The 14,094-nt window shown below is 63.8% G+C and carries 14 protein-coding genes; 6 read left to right on the top strand and 8 right to left on the bottom strand.

The window, feature by feature from the left end:
• Positions 1 to 2: 2 nt before the first annotated feature.
• The 3 genes from AC07TY_RS04975 to AC07TY_RS04965 form a co-directional block, all read right to left on the bottom strand.
• The gene (locus AC07TY_RS04975) at positions 3 to 1,307 is read right to left on the bottom strand and encodes an AAA family ATPase (protein WP_494784516.1); all 1,305 of its coding nucleotides are present in this window, start codon (positions 1,305 to 1,307) and stop codon (positions 3 to 5) included.
• Positions 1,308 to 1,528: 221 nt separating this feature from the next.
• The gene (locus AC07TY_RS04970; RefSeq protein WP_494784515.1) at positions 1,529 to 1,897 is read right to left on the bottom strand and encodes a hypothetical protein; all 369 of its coding nucleotides are present in this window, start codon (positions 1,895 to 1,897) and stop codon (positions 1,529 to 1,531) included.
• A 9-nt stretch (positions 1,898 to 1,906) separates the two neighbouring features.
• Positions 1,907 to 3,295, bottom strand: coding sequence for a lipid II flippase MurJ (locus AC07TY_RS04965; RefSeq protein ID WP_494784514.1), 1,389 nt, complete (start codon positions 3,293 to 3,295; stop codon positions 1,907 to 1,909).
• Between the two features lie 240 nt (positions 3,296 to 3,535).
• On the opposite strand from AC07TY_RS04965, the gene AC07TY_RS04960 reads away from it, so the two are divergent.
• The 3 genes from AC07TY_RS04960 (at position 3,536) to AC07TY_RS04950 (ending at position 7,306) form a co-directional block, all read left to right on the top strand.
• A complete protein-coding gene (locus AC07TY_RS04960) occupies positions 3,536 to 3,937 on the top strand; it encodes a hypothetical protein (protein ID WP_494784513.1) in 402 nt (133 codons plus the stop codon).
• Positions 3,938 to 4,044: 107 nt separating this feature from the next.
• Complete coding sequence (locus AC07TY_RS04955) at positions 4,045 to 4,323, top strand: hypothetical protein (RefSeq protein ID WP_494784512.1); 279 nt, start codon at positions 4,045 to 4,047, stop codon at positions 4,321 to 4,323.
• A gap of 880 nt (positions 4,324 to 5,203) precedes the next feature.
• Entirely contained in the window at positions 5,204 to 7,306 is a 2,103-nt protein-coding gene (locus AC07TY_RS04950; RefSeq protein ID WP_494784511.1) for a nuclease-related domain-containing DEAD/DEAH box helicase, read from the top strand.
• Here the strand turns inward: AC07TY_RS04950 and AC07TY_RS04945 are convergent.
• A complete protein-coding gene (locus AC07TY_RS04945) occupies positions 7,303 to 7,614 on the bottom strand; it encodes a hypothetical protein (protein ID WP_494784510.1) in 312 nt (103 codons plus the stop codon). The two genes, AC07TY_RS04950 and AC07TY_RS04945, sit on opposite strands and share 4 nt — an antisense overlap.
• A 105-nt stretch (positions 7,615 to 7,719) precedes the next feature.
• Entirely contained in the window at positions 7,720 to 7,908 is a 189-nt protein-coding gene (locus tag AC07TY_RS04940) for a hypothetical protein (RefSeq protein WP_494784509.1), read from the bottom strand.
• A 145-nt stretch (positions 7,909 to 8,053) separates the two neighbouring features.
• Between AC07TY_RS04940 and AC07TY_RS04935 the strand changes: the two genes are divergently transcribed.
• Positions 8,054 to 9,031 (top strand): hypothetical protein, encoded by a 978-nt coding sequence (locus AC07TY_RS04935; protein WP_494784508.1) that lies wholly within the window; start codon positions 8,054 to 8,056, stop codon positions 9,029 to 9,031.
• Between the two features lie 425 nt (positions 9,032 to 9,456).
• Here AC07TY_RS04935 and AC07TY_RS04930 read toward each other — a convergent pair whose 3' ends face one another.
• Genes AC07TY_RS04930 through AC07TY_RS04920 form a run of 3 tightly spaced genes read right to left on the bottom strand, consistent with a single transcriptional unit; the run spans position 9,457 to position 11,611 of the window.
• A complete protein-coding gene (locus AC07TY_RS04930; RefSeq protein WP_494784507.1) occupies positions 9,457 to 11,010 on the bottom strand; it encodes a tetratricopeptide repeat protein in 1,554 nt (517 codons plus the stop codon).
• Between the two features lie 20 nt (positions 11,011 to 11,030).
• Complete coding sequence (locus tag AC07TY_RS04925; protein ID WP_494784506.1) at positions 11,031 to 11,324, bottom strand: hypothetical protein; 294 nt, start codon at positions 11,322 to 11,324, stop codon at positions 11,031 to 11,033.
• A complete protein-coding gene (locus tag AC07TY_RS04920; RefSeq protein WP_494784505.1) occupies positions 11,321 to 11,611 on the bottom strand; it encodes a hypothetical protein in 291 nt (96 codons plus the stop codon). Before AC07TY_RS04920 ends, AC07TY_RS04925 begins: the two co-directional genes overlap by 4 nt.
• Before the next feature lie 319 nt (positions 11,612 to 11,930).
• On the opposite strand from AC07TY_RS04920, the gene AC07TY_RS04915 reads away from it, so the two are divergent.
• Entirely contained in the window at positions 11,931 to 12,254 is a 324-nt protein-coding gene (locus tag AC07TY_RS04915; RefSeq protein WP_494784559.1) for a nucleotide pyrophosphohydrolase, read from the top strand.
• On the top strand, positions 12,241 to 14,034 hold the full coding sequence (locus AC07TY_RS04910; protein WP_494784504.1) for a DNA/RNA helicase domain-containing protein: 1,794 nt from the start codon (positions 12,241 to 12,243) through the stop codon (positions 14,032 to 14,034). The genes AC07TY_RS04915 and AC07TY_RS04910 overlap by 14 nt, the downstream gene beginning before the upstream one ends.
• Positions 14,035 to 14,094 lie beyond the last annotated feature (60 nt).

Here is a 14,094-nt window from a genome sequence, read left to right as displayed (position 1 = left end):
CGCTAGAGAATCCGCTTCTGCTTGAGGTACTCGACGAGGTCGTCGTAGCGGCCGTCGGCGTTGGCGAAGCTGGCGACGTTCTTGGCGCTGACGAGCCACGAGCCGGTGCTCGGCTTGACCTGCTTGAGCACGGTCTCGAGGTCTTTCATGCTGATCGGCTCGATGACGCCCGACTTGATCGACCGGGTCATCGCCTGCTCCGCCGCAGAGGCGACGAGGTGCTCGAGATCGGCGCCTGAGAAGCCGTCGGTGCGGTCGACGAGCTTCTGCAGCTGGATGCCGGCGATGGGGCGGCGTTCGAGGTGGTGCGTGAGGATGGCCTCGCGCGCCGGGGCGTCGGGCGGGAGCACGAGCATCATGCGGTCGAAGCGGCCGGGGCGAAGGAGCGACGCGTCGACGTCCCACGGCGAGTTCGTGGCGCCGAGCACGAACAGGCCGTCGTTGTCGGCGACCATCGAGTCGAGCTCGAGCAGCAGCTGGTCGACCATGAGGCGGAGCCCCGACCAGCCGGCGCCGAGGCCGGAGCGGCGGGCGCCGATGGCGTCGAGCTCGTCGAGGAAGAGCACGGCGGGCGCCAGGCTGCGGGCCTTCTCGAACAGGTTGTGGAGGTTGCGCTCGGTCTCGCCCTGGTAGCTGCCCACGATGTCGCTGATTCCGACGGTGATGAACCGAGCGCCGAGCTCGCCCGCGATCGCCTTGGCCATGAACGTCTTGCCGCAGCCGGGAGGGCCGTAGAGCAGGAGCCCGCCGCGGAGCGTCTTGCCGAAGGCGGCCGCAACCTCCGGGTGCTTCATCGGCTCGAGGAACGACTCGCGGATCCGCTGCTTGACCACCTCCAGGCCGCCGACGTCGGCCAGCGTCACCTTGGGGATCTCGACGTCGAGGGAGGGGACGACGGCGTCGTCACCGGGCTGAATGGCGATGCGCCCGTCGTCCGTGCCGTCGGCGTCGTCGCTCACGAACGGCGCGGGGACGTCTTGCGGGCCGAGGTCGGCCTCGGCGCGGTGCCAGTCGAACGCGGTCGGCGCGGCGGCGGCGGGTGCGGCGGCTGGGGCGGCGGGAGGCTCGGCGGAGAGGGCTGCTGGCTGGGGAGCCGGAGTTCCTGCGAGGGCTGCACTCGCCCCCGCGATCACCGTGAGCGCCGTGGCGCTGGTCGGCTCGGTGCGGAGGATGCGCGACGCGTGCTCGAGCGCCTCGGCGTGGCGCCCGCGTTCGAGCAGCAGCTCGGCGACCTGGCCCCGCAGCTCGGCGTTGTCGGGCTCGGCCTCCAGGGCGCGGAAGAGGCTGTCGAAGAGGGCGTCGTTCACACGTCCACCGTAGACGACCCCGTCGACCCCGGCAGAGTTGTCCACAGGGCCAGAAGTGCCTACAGGCGCAGGAACTGGCGCGCCGCCGTCGGGCCCGCCCGCCCGCGCCCCGCCTGCCGCCCCCCCGCCTTCCCTTTCGGGACACTTTCGCTGTGCGTGAATTCACGCCCAGGGAAAGTCACTCCGACCGAAACAGGCTTACCCCCGTGACGGCGCTCGGCTCACGCCTCGTACGGCGCCGGCCCGGACTGCTCGTCCCACGCCCACATCGGCCCGCGCAGCTCGCCCCAGCCGAAGGCGGACTCCGAGATGAAGTCCTGCAGGTCGTTGTAGAACTGCCAGGCGATCTCGTCGACGGAGCGCGGCTCGAACAGCGAGACGTTCAGCTGCTCGTCGGCGATCGTGACGCGCGCGCCGAAGTCGTTCTCGCCGACGACCGTGCTCCCGGCGACAGCCTTGCCATGGTCGTCGACGATCTCGATGCGGAGGGTGCGGAACTCCTCGTCGCTCAGCAGAAAGCGGCAGATCCGCATCCAGCTCTCGTGCACGGCGCCCGATCGGTAGTCGTCGATGGTCCGCGGGGTGTCCATGACCACACGCTACGACGCTGGGTGCGCGAGGCGCCACAGCCCCACCCGCACCCCGGCACGCCGTCGCATCAGCACCAGGGCCACACCCACACCCACCGCATTCGCGACCCCGACCCCCACTGCGACACCCAGCACGACTTGCTCGTCCTGCAGCAGGGCCGACGCCACGACGGCGCTCGCCGCAGTCACCACCGCCACCACCCCCTGCGGCACGAACGCCAGCCGTGCCCGCCTCACCGCGTACAGCACCCGGGTGCAGACGTAGAGCAGCGCGAACGGAATCATCCCCGGCGCCAGGCAGATCATCACCGTGCCGATCACGTCGGTGTTCCAGATGATCCGGCTCACGACCGGCGCGAGCACCACGAGCGCCACCACCGACGGAGTCATCACCGCCAGCACGAAACCGAGCAGCCGCCCGACGAGTCGCTCGAGCTCCTGCGGCGACGCCTCGACCAGCGCCTTGGCCTTGGTCGTCGTCACCGCGACCACGAACACGCTGAACGGCACCAGAACCAGAACGTACGCGTTCGACAGCGAATTCAGGCTGGGCCCGACGACCCCGGCGGCGGTGAGCCGAGCGCCGGCCGACGACGACACCGACGAGGTGACGACGAACGCGAGCTGCCCCGCCAGCGTCGCGGCGAACGACCAGAGCGCAGCGTCGCCGATCCTGCCGAGAGATCTGAAGGCGAAGCGCGGCCGAAACCGGAACCCGCACCGCCACAGCGGCACCACCAGCACCGCCGCCTGCACGACGGCGCCAGCCGTGGCCCCGCCCGCCGTCAGCAGCACCATCGTCAGGGTCCACTCGTCAGGCGCCACCAACCCCGAGGGCACGAGGCGCAGGAACGCGGCCACCCCTCCGCACGCAACCCCGTTCGCGGCCACTGGCGCCCATGCAGCCGCCACCACGCTGCCGTAGGCGTTGAGTAGCTGGGCCGCCACCGCGAATGCGACCGAGAAGAACACCTGCGGGAGGCACCACAGCGCCAGCCACGTTCCGAGTCGCAGCCAGTCGGCCGGCCAGGATCCGGCGTGGATCCGCACCAGGCCGGGCGCTCCCGCCAGGAGCGCCGCCGTGCCCACCAGCCCGACCAGGAGTGCGGCCGTCACGATGCTGTCGAGCTGCCGCCGCTGCCCCTTCGCCACGTGCTCGAGGAGGTGGGGGAGCAGCACAGAGGCCAGCACTCCGCCGGCGATCAGCGCGAAGAAGTTCGTCGGCAGCGCGTTCGCGACGTCGAAGATCTGCCCGCCGGGCGACGCGCTCGTGCCGCCGATCGCCGCCACGAGAAGGACACTCCGGGCGAAGCCGGTTAGGCGCGAGGCGACGATGCCGGTGGCGACCAGGGTGGTGGTGTGGCGGGTAGAACGTTTGCGGCGCATCGAACTGGCCATTCCGCGCCTCGACATTCAAGCGCAGCTGTTGGTTGAAATGTGAATTTCACACACGGTACGTTGTTTTGCATGTCGATTCAAAGAAGAGTCCCGATGCCCATCCGTTCCCGCCGTGCCGCTCTCGCTGCCTGCGCGACGGTGACCCTGTTGGCTGCATCGCTGGTCGCTGCGCCAGCCCATGCAGCCCAAGAGTCCGCGAATGACGCGAACTCCAGCTCGAGTAGTCGCACCATTCCCGTCGTGGTCTATGACCGCTACTCGACGGTCAACAAGGTCAAGACGTCGAACTTCACGAACAAGTCGCAGGTGCTCGGCGACTGCCTCGCCATACGAGCCGGGGCCACGTGCGTGATCACCAAAAACACGTCGGCGACTCGCACTGTAGGTCTCGCGCTCGGTGCCACGCGAAGCGTCGTGTCGTCATCGCTCACGATCTCCACTGCGACGACCGAGTCCGCGTCGGTCTCATGTACCTCGCCGAAGCTCGCCAAGAACGGCCGCTGGAGGGCGTGGCCGCGCGGCGACCGATTCACCTACAAGGTCAAGCGCGAGAGAGTCGTCTCGGGTGCCGTCGCCAGTCGATCGACGAGCGGTACCTTGACCGCGTTTAGCCCGAAGAAGAACACGTTCACGTGTGGGTAAGAGCCGTGGGTGTCGCCGTTGTCGTAGTTGTTGCGACGGCGACGCTGTCTGGCTGCGGTGAAGATGCCGAACCTCCGGTGTCTGCACGAGACCTAGTGGGCAAACCATTGGCATTCACGGCCACCGCGGCGCCAGCAGGCGTGGGTCGCGCCGTGCAGGATCTAGGAGAATCATTCGGCGTCGAGCCCGAGTTTGCGCCGACGGACTGGGGGAGCAGCCGCTATGTCGTCATTGCTGCCTGCTCGGACGATTCGGACGTGCGCCACGCGTCGAATCTGCAGATTGGTGTCGTGCAATCCGAAGCCCTCTCGGCGAAGCAGATCGCTCAGGCCGTCGACGGCGAGTTCGACGCCTACATCGGCTGCTCGGAAGGGTTCGCTCGCTAGCAAGCAGAAGCCAGCTTTCCGCCGGCGATCAGCGCGAAAGAGTTCGTCGGCAGAGCGTTCGCCGAGGCGGATGTCTTACCGCCGGGCGACGATGTCGGTGGTGCCGAGTATTGCCGTGTGGCGGTTGGAGCGGAGGATCCTGCAATGTCCGTGACGACTAAGCCGCAGGTCAGGAGCCGTCTTTGAAGCACAGAATGTCGTTCGCATTTCGCTTTGGTGCCAGTAGCGCGCTCGCACTCCTGCCAGCGCTTGTGGGAACCGTCACGTGGTTTATCTGGCGACCAATGCTCCCGGCGTCCCTGCCGACTCAGAGGGGCACCGATGGGCAGGTGTCGATGACCATGTCGGCGAACGTTCTCGCTGCTTCGACTCTCGGGCCGTCTCTGATAATGGCCCTGGTAGCTCTCGGAGCAATCCTCGCTCGCTCATCGTCTCGATCGGCAGTGGCGGTGCCCTGCGGGATCTCGGCCCTGACCGCAACAATCTGGTTGGTGACCGCAGGAGCCGCGTTCGTGAGATCTGACGATTTTGAACCAATCGTGCGCGGCGCGGGACTGCTGCCCGTCCTCGCGTTCGCCTGGTCCGCCACTGCGCTTATCGCGCCCACGTGGGGCGAAATAAGCGGGTTACCGAGCCCTTCGGCTACACCGACCTCCCAAAGAGGTGAATGAGCCGACGTTCGACGGAGCGACAAAGCCGCCATCTCGAGATCCATGGGGCGACGCACCATCCCCCTCCTTCTGGGACTGACCGTCACCGCCTTTCACCAGCAAACATGAACCAAAACGAACCGTTCGCCGGCCGGGGGAACGACCGAGAACGCAGGCCCCGCCTGTGGCGCTCCGCGTCGGTCGACGAGTAAGTCGAGGGGAACGACGACATGACCGCTGCGGGCACATCAGCAGGCACAGAAGCCCGGCGTCAGCAGTCCCTCTTCGAGGAATTGACGCGCGAGGCGGCGGTGGCCGCCGGAGCAGCCGCCCGCTACCGCATCGCCGAAATCACCGAGAGGCGAGTTGCCGACGTCCTCAGCGTCCTGAGTGGCCGCGGCTACCACCTCCTGCCCGACCGAGCCTGGCCGGGGAGCCGCAACGCCAACGTCGACCTCATCGTGGTCGGCTCCGGTGGAGTCTTCATCGTTGACACCAAAGCGTGGGCCGACGTCTCGATCGTTGATGGCCGCATCTACCGAGGGCAGGCCGATGTCAGTGACGATCTCGACAACCTCGCCGACCTGACTCGCAACACCGATGGAGTTCTTGCCGAAATCGGTCTTTCTCCCAACGAAGTTCAGGCCGTTGCGGTGTTCGCCGGCCGACGCGATTTCCGTGGTCACGTTCGCTCGGTCGACATTGTGGGCGAGCACGACGTCGTCAACTACATCCGTCGAAAGGGCAACCGCCTCTCCCGTGGCCAAGTCGACTCCGTCGTGCGCGAGTTGCTCGACTACTTCCCGGTGCTTCACCCGATAGCCGCGATCAACGTGCCGCTCCCGGCTCCCGCCACTGTGGCCGTCGTGAAGCCAGAGCCAGCGGTCGAGGCTGATCAGCACGAAGATGATGGCCTAGACGGCGACCTCCTGTCGCAATTCCTTCCCAAGCCCATCGAGGAGTGGATGACGTTCCTCGACCCAGCCCAAGCACGGGTGGCGCGACGGAGCTTCAACGGTCCGGCTCGTATTCGAGGCGGAGCTGGCACGGGCAAGACCGTCGTCGGTCTGCACCGAACTGCCTATCTCGCGCGCAGTGCAGGCCCGAGCTCAAGGGTCCTGTTCGCCACCTACACCAAGACCCTGCCCGACGTGTTCGCGACCCTGCTCGCGTCGATGGCGCCTGATCTCGTCGACCGAGTCGACTTCACCGGTATCCACGCTTTCGCGCTACGACTCCTTCGCCAGCGGGGCATCCGTCCGCCCCTCGACCCCGGAGCCGCCGAGAACATCTTCAACATCGCCTACTCGAAGCAGCCCCGTGACGGAGCAATTCGATCGAGGGACGGAGTTACGCCGTCCTACTGGCGCGACGAGATCGCGCACGTCATCAAGGGCCGCGGCATCTCGAGCTTTGAGCAGTACGCCGACCTCGCCCGCATCGGCCGCAAGCACCGCCTCGCGTACGAGCAGCGGAAGGCCGTCTGGGCCCTCTTCGAGACGTACGAGAGTGAGCTGCGCGCTCGCGGTGTCGTCGACTTCGCGGACGTCATCCTCCTTGCCCTCCGGTCGCTTCGGTCGACGCCTCTCAACGCCTACAGCTCGGTCATCATCGACGAAGCCCAAGACCTTTCGTGCGCCATGATCGCTCTTCTGTCCACACTCGTCGGCAACCGCCCCGACGGCCTCACTCTCATCGGCGACGGCCAGCAGACGATCTACCCCGGCGGCTACGCCCTCTCGGAGGTCGGCATCAGCCTTGCCGGACGAGGCGTCGTCCTGAGCGTCAACCACCGCAACACGCGCGAGATCCTCGAGTTCGCGGCCACGTTCGTGGCCGGCGATGAGTTCGCCGACATTGAGGGCGTGACAAGCGTGCAGGATGCGGTTGCCCAAGTCGCTAGAACCGGCCCCGTTCCCGAGGTCGCCCGGTTTACCTCGCGCGATGTACACGATGCGGCCGCTGTTGCCGTTGCCTGCCGGAGCTTGGCGCGTCCGGGCACTTCTGCCGGCGACATGGCCGTCCTTGCCTTGACGAAGGCCGACGTCGCCTCGCTCCGGCGGGCCTTCACCGCTGCCGGCATCCCGACCATGGACCTCGACGACTACAAGGGGCATCCCGTCGATGCCATCAAAGTCGGCACGATTAAGCGCGCCAAGGGCCTCGAGTTCAAGGAGGTTCTCGTGGCGCGAGTGCCCGCGCACATTCTGGCTGAAGCACCTGCCACGGCAAGCGACACTGAACGCGAGCGTTTGTCGCTGCTGCGCCGCGAGATGTTCGTCGGGGCGACCCGAGCTCGCGATCGGCTCTGGCTTGGCGTGATCGGCGCCTAGTCCAGATTCCCACTGACAGCGGCGGCTTCGACTGCTGCCCTAAGGTCCGTCCATGCAGTCGTCGTGCCGGCCAATTCGCGAGCTCGTGTGAGACTGATGCTCCCGAGCCCGGTTGCCTCGATCTTCGACCGTGCAACGACGTAGAACTCCCACTGGCTGACATCGAGAGGGTCGTACTTCTCGTGCTCGGTCGCGACTTGGGCACAGAGCACGTAGACCATCGCATTCAGGGTCTTCGGCCTCGCGGCGGCTGGGGCGCCGGGCACCGCCGGCGCGACCGGAGTAGCCCACAAGCCGATGAACTTCACGTCGCTCAGCCGCCGTTGATCCCACGCCTGAAGGTACGCGGAGGCCTTGACTCCAATCGTGGTCTCGCCGAGCTTGAGGTCGTAGGTGTCCCACTCGACGCGCTTCTACGGCTTGATTCCGAGAGCCCTACCCACGAGAAATTCGGCGAGGTAGCCGCGCGCGTTGTTCATCCTGAGGTCGCCGAGGGCGAACTTCCAGAAGTCGATGACACGGGCGCCACCGGTGCCGGCGAACTTTTCGTAGCCGGTGAGGTCAGGCGCGGCCTTGGGAATGAGGGCTGACCATTCGGTCATGCGGCGAGCCTATGCGCGCTTGGTGCCCCCCTTTGGGGCTTTCGACTATCTGTCATTTCCTGTCACTCTCGTCGAGGCAGAGCGCAGGGAGCTCTCGCCAAAACCTGACCTCGAACCCGTACCCCGAGGTCAGCCGGGGGTTGTTATGGCAGTTCGTTTCTGGTGGGTCAACCAGGGAGATACCTATCGTGGAGCCTTCGATCAGCGGGCGATCTGGGCACCGTACAAGTCGCTGAAAACGGATCGCGATCAGGAGCACTGGCGCAGGATGGACGATGTCCAGCCTGGAGACGTCATCGTTCACTACTCCGTCAACAGAATTCGGGCCGTCAGCACGGCCTTGGCACGAGCTCGGTCAGCGACTGTGTCGATTCAGCGCGGTGGAGAGCAAGCGTGGTCCGAGCTTGGCCGAGAGATCTCCCTCGAATCCGTCGAGCTGGACCCGCCCGTCGCCATCGACGTCGTGTCGTTGGCCTATCGCCAGCAGTGGTCTGCGGAGTTCCCCAACTCGCCCTTCGACCGGCGGGGTCGTGTGAAGCAGGGGTACCTCTTCGAGCTTGACCCGGCCGTCTACGAGGTCATTTTCGGGGCGGCCGGCCTGGTCGCGGAGCCCGATGATGACGTCGCCGAGCTTCGTCCCGGGGGAGAGCGTCGAGGCCAGCTCGCGATCATGTACCGGCCGGACGGTCAAGTCGTCGTCGTCACGCGGGGTGAGCACGCACAGCTTCACCGCTATGTGTTTCAGGGAAAGGATGAGCACACATGCGACCTGTGCGGCAGGACGTTGCCTGTGTCGCTTCTCGTCTTGGCACACATCAAGAAGCGATCGCAAGCGACAGACGAGGAGAAGCTCAATCCGGCCATTGCGATGCGCGCCTGCGCCCTGGGCTGTGACGACCTTTACGAGCGTGGCTACATCGTCGTGGACGAGGATGGCGTCATTGCAGCGGGCCGTCGTGCACGCGGAGCAGGGCCGGATCTCGAAGGCGCTATCACGGAGCGCGTAGGTCGCGTATGCTCGGCCTTCGATTCAAAAACCATGGACTTCTTCGCCTGGCACTATGAAGAAAATCGGCCTCTATCAAGAAAGACGACTTCCGCGCGGCTAAGACACTCGGTGTGACTTGCATTCGCACCGCTCAAATCTCAGAGGCAGCGGCAGGGAAAAGCGTTGGTAAGAATGGGGTTTTCGCTTTTACAGGTGAGAATGGTGCACCGGTGGTGCAGCTTCCCAGCTGCCGTAGCGCATCCTTTTCGAAAGACACTTTCAAGCTGCCGTGGGGCAAGGCTATGTAAGGCCGAGATCGAAACTGTCCGGCACGCGTTCCTACCACGAGCCAACAATGCGACCCGTCGCGATCGGCGTCAGAGCTGGGCCCCGAGGCTGGCGCTGGTCTCTGGAGACAGAGTCCGGATACTTGTCCCGCAACCTATGCGTTTCGGCACATTTCGGTTATGGCACACTTGAACCCGCGAAGAATCTTCGGTCTGGAAACTATCTCGAAGCGTCGTGGATGGGCCTGTCTACCGTGGCCTCAACCAAACCTCCTAGGGGCAGTGCGCCGACGTCGCAATATGCTCTCGAAGCCCTCCAAGGTATTCGTGTGGGTCGACGTCATCGATGAGCGTGTTTGGGGCGTCGGAAGGGTGATTCCACATGACTGCGACGCCTGAGCGCGGGCTAATTGTCTCCAGATGTTTGTCGGCTAGGACGAGCGCTTCGTCATTCCGGTGAAGCTGATGCAACGCAAGGACCCGATTAGCAGCGCTGACAATGGTGTCTCCATGACGCATGCGACTGGCGTTTTCTAGCGAGTCCAGTGCAGCCTGGGGGTCGACCGCGAGCTGGCAAAAGCCGAGGTTGTTCCAGGCCTCATGATCCGTTGGCATCATTCGCGTGAGGCCGTCAAAGATGCCAATTGCCGTATCCCACTGGCCGTGATTGAGTGCAACCTGAGCCGGGTGGACGAACAGGTCAGGGCTGAGCGGTTGCGGGTCGACGCGACGTGGGGTTTTCTCGCCGAGGGTGGCCAGAGCCCGTTCGCCCACAGTGGAACGGTCAAGCTTTCGCTCTGCCAGTATTCGGCTTGGGCAGTCGGTGTCGTGCTGCCCGCTGAGGTGTCTCCACTCGAGTGTTAGAGATGTCGAGCCCCATTGGTTGAGGTTTGTGAGCAGGAACCGGTCGCTCAACCATTCGGCAACTTCGTCGCGACCTCGGTAGGGGAATGCTGCGAACGTCTCGATGTGTTCGGGGGCTGTGGTCGAAAGCGCCGCCTCGAGATCGGTTTCGAAGAGGTGGGCCAGCCACGCGGCCACGCGGCGGCGTGCTTCGGGGCCAAGTACAAACGCTATGAACGGCTCGGTCGAAACAGCCAAATCGAACTGAGTATCCGAGACCTCGGGCGCAATCACTGAGCCGAGACGGCGACGAAGGGTCCTCGGATCAGGACGGAGCGTCTTTAGCCGGAGGCGCGGTTGATTCTGAACGGCGTCGAAGGTCCCCCTTAGGACTTTCGTCCACGCCCCGCGGTGCGGGCTGTTCAGTTGTGAGTCCACTGCTTCATTGGCAGCAAGCGGCGTGAGACCGGCGTTGATGAGCAAAGGGACAGCGATCGAGAGTGTGACTGTGCTGGCGATTGAATTCACCAGACCGTTCGCAGCAACGGCCTCAATGGGAAAGCCGCGTCGGTCCAATTCACCCCAATACGTGAGGGCCTCGCCCGTGTTTGTAGCTCCTTCGAACGCGCCAGCAGTAATTACGTCACGAAGACCCACCAGGAGGCTTGTTGTGGGCTGATGAAGAGGCTCCTCATGTTCGTATCGCAGGCGAATCTCTCCCGCGTCGAAGTCATCCTGACCGGCGACGCTGCGAACAGGCAGTTCGCGGCCGAAGAGAACGAGACCGCCTAGGTCTTTGGAGCGGACACGACGGGGCTCTGCTCCACGGGCTTGAGCTATGTCGCGACACTGCTCACCGCACGTCGGTCGACCGTCCACCTCCACGTAGAAAGGGCACGTCGGCGTCAGTGCGGGCAGCGTGCACGCATCCGCGTAGGACACGAGAGCATCCAGCATGATCTGCCGCTCAAACTCATCGTCCATTTTGCCCCCTAGCGTCAATTTTACGGATGCGGAGTGATGGCGACAACCGTGATGACCCCCGGACCAGGACCGTAATGCCAGAAGATGCGCCACGCCGAAGGAGTGTGATTTTCCACGTAGGAGTCCCAGACTTCCTCGTCGTCCGAGCCCTTCAATGAGCTGTACTTATGTGACTGAAGGGACGGATATCTGGGGTTAGCCTCCAGGCGCGCAAGGGCACGCCGGACTTTTTTCAGACGTGCTTGATCTGAAGGGCCGGAGAGAGCATCAAGGTTATCTCTTGCCTCAAGAGTGAAAACGAGGTTGAAGCTCACTCGTCATCCTCGTCTAGGAAGTCAGCAAAGCTACCAAGACCGACGGTCTCACCTGCTGCGCTCTGCGTTAGGCCTCGGGCAAGGGAGCTACGGACCATCTCGTCTTCCCACACGAGCAACTCGCGTTTTGCGACAGAGACGAGCGGGGTGAGGAGAATGGATCCATCGTCGTTGACCGCTACTGCGTAACGGTCATCGCGCCGAACGCCAGCCTTGCCCGCGGGAATGCGGGCCCGGTCGTCCGCCGTGACTTCTCCGACTGGTTTGAAGCCGTGCTGTGCTTCCACGATATCCTCCGCAGTTGTGGGGTTTGCCCCTAAGGGGTTGAACCCATCTAAGCAGTAAAGCCAGCATGAGGCCACCTCCAGTCAGAGGGTCAAGGAGTTATTCCAAGAATGAACTAGGTGCACCAGGCTTGCGGCATGGAAAGGCTCGGCAAGTACGCAGTATTGAAACCCTAGGGATATGGGTCGTCCCCCTAGAGGTCGCGACGACTGCCAATTTTTTCTGATTTGCCGACTTGCCCTACTTCCCGCAACCTTGTGCCAAAAGTGACTGCTTGAATTCGAGTGGTGATCATTACTTATGGGACTGGTGAAGGGCTTCATGAGCAACTGGGAAGAGACCACCGAGTCGCTGCGCGCATTCGTCGAAGAGCGCGACTGGTCGCAGTTCCACAGTCCCGAGAACCTCGCCAAGAGCATCTCGATCGAGGCCGGCGAGCTCCTCGAGTGCTACCAGTGGAATGCTGACGGAGACCCCGATCGGGTTCGCGACGAGCTGGCTGACGTGCTGACTTACTGTCTGATGTTGGCCGACCGGCTCGGCGTAGATCCCGCTGAGATTGTTGCCTCGAAGCTTGAGAAGTCACGCCTCAAGTACCCGGTCGACAAGGCCCGCGGACGAAGCACGAAGTATGACCGGCTCTGAGATAGAGCGACTGCCGTTCTCGAAGCGCGCGGTCGAAGTGTGGAAACAAGGTGATCCCCGTCACGCGAACTGGCCCGTCGTCTACGTCATCGACGACGACTCACAGCCGCGCGCGAAGAGTAGACGAGCGTTGAGCGATATCTACGTAGGAGAGACTCTCAACGCCGCGACTCGGATGAGGCAGCACCTCGATACTCCAGCGAAGCAACATCTTCGTTCGATCCGGGTCCTTTTGGACGAGAGGTTCAACAAGTCCGTCTGCCTTGACCTGGAGGCCTACCTCATCCGCATGCTCTCTGGCGACGGCGCTTACCGGGTTCTGAATCGGAACATCGGAATCACCGAAGCGAACTACTTCGATCGGGATGCGTACCGATCGGGGTTCAAGGACGTCTTCGACGAGCTCGTCCGAGATGGGGTTTTCACCCGTACCGCTCACGAGATCGAGAACAGCGACCTGTTCAAGCTCTCGCCGTTCAAGACCCTCTCCGAAGAGCAAGCCGCCTCGGTCGAGGACATCGTCGACGGTCTGATCGGCGACATCGAGAGCCAGGGCTCCGACATTGCGCCGATCGATGCGGCCATCGTCGTGCAGGGTGAGCCTGGGACGGGCAAGACCGTGGTGGCGATCTACCTGATGAAGCTGCTGACCGACATCATGACCTTCACCTCTCTGGAAGACCTTGACCCCGACGCTCGATTTTCTGAATACTTCGTCGAGGACACGAAGAAGATTCTTCAAGGGCTCCGGATCGGACTCGTCGTACCGCAGCAATCGCTCCGCGAATCCATCAAAAAGGTCTTCGCAAAGACTCCGGGGTTACGGCCGTCGATGGTCATGACACCATTCGATGTCGGCCGGTCTGCGGAACACTTCGACCTGCTTCTTGTCGACGAGTCGCACCGACTCAACCAGAGGGCCAATCAGCCCTCGGGCGTTCAGAACGCGCTGTTCCGGGACGTGACCACGAAACTCTTCGGCTGGGACGACAAGTCGAAGACCCAGCTCGACTGGATTCAGAGCAAGAGCACGCGACAAATCTTCTTTCTCGATACGGCGCAGAGCGTGCGGCCTGCGGACCTCCCGGCGAAGACGCTGCTTGAGCTGATCGAATCGACCTCAAAGGCTCGTCGCTACCACAAGCTTCGGACCCAAATGCGAGTTCAGGCTGGTTCGGACTACGTCGGCTACGTGCGATCTCTGCTCGGCACGCGTTCGAGAGCCGACCTGTTGGCCCCAGCGATGTTCGACGGCTACGACCTGCAGTTGTTTGACGACATCGAAGCCATGAGGGCTGCGATTCTCAAGCGAGACGCTGATGTCGGACTGTCGCGACTTGTTGCCGGGTTCGCTTGGCCGTGGACATCGAAGAACGACTCAGCCGCCTTCGACATCACGATCGACGGGCTCGACTTGAGATGGAACAGCACGGCAACCGACTGGATAGCGTCCCCCGGGTCGGTGCTCGAGGTCGGTTCGATCCACACGGTGCAGGGTTACGACCTGAACTACGCCGGAGTCATCATCGGTCCCGATCTGCGCTTCGATCCGATCGAGAAGCGACTCTTCGTGGACCGGGCTTCGTACTTCGACAAGAAGGGCAAGGAGAACAACCCGGCACTGGGTCTGACGTACTCGGACGACGACCTCCTCAGATTCATCACGCAGATCTACGGAGTGCTCCTCACTCGCGGCATCCTCGGCACATTCGTCTATGTCTGCGACGCGCCCCTCCGGGAGTACTTGCGTCGATTCATCCCTGCTTCATCTAGCGCCTAGGCCTCGCCTTTCAAGCCCCCCGCCGATGTCAGCGGCCCCCACTAGCGTGAGCGACACCAA

The organism is Frondihabitans sp. GW821-FHT04F02 (genome assembly GCF_059420045.1).
The sequence above is the reverse complement of the archived record's forward strand: the minus strand, read 5'-3'. Positions and strand labels throughout refer to the sequence as shown.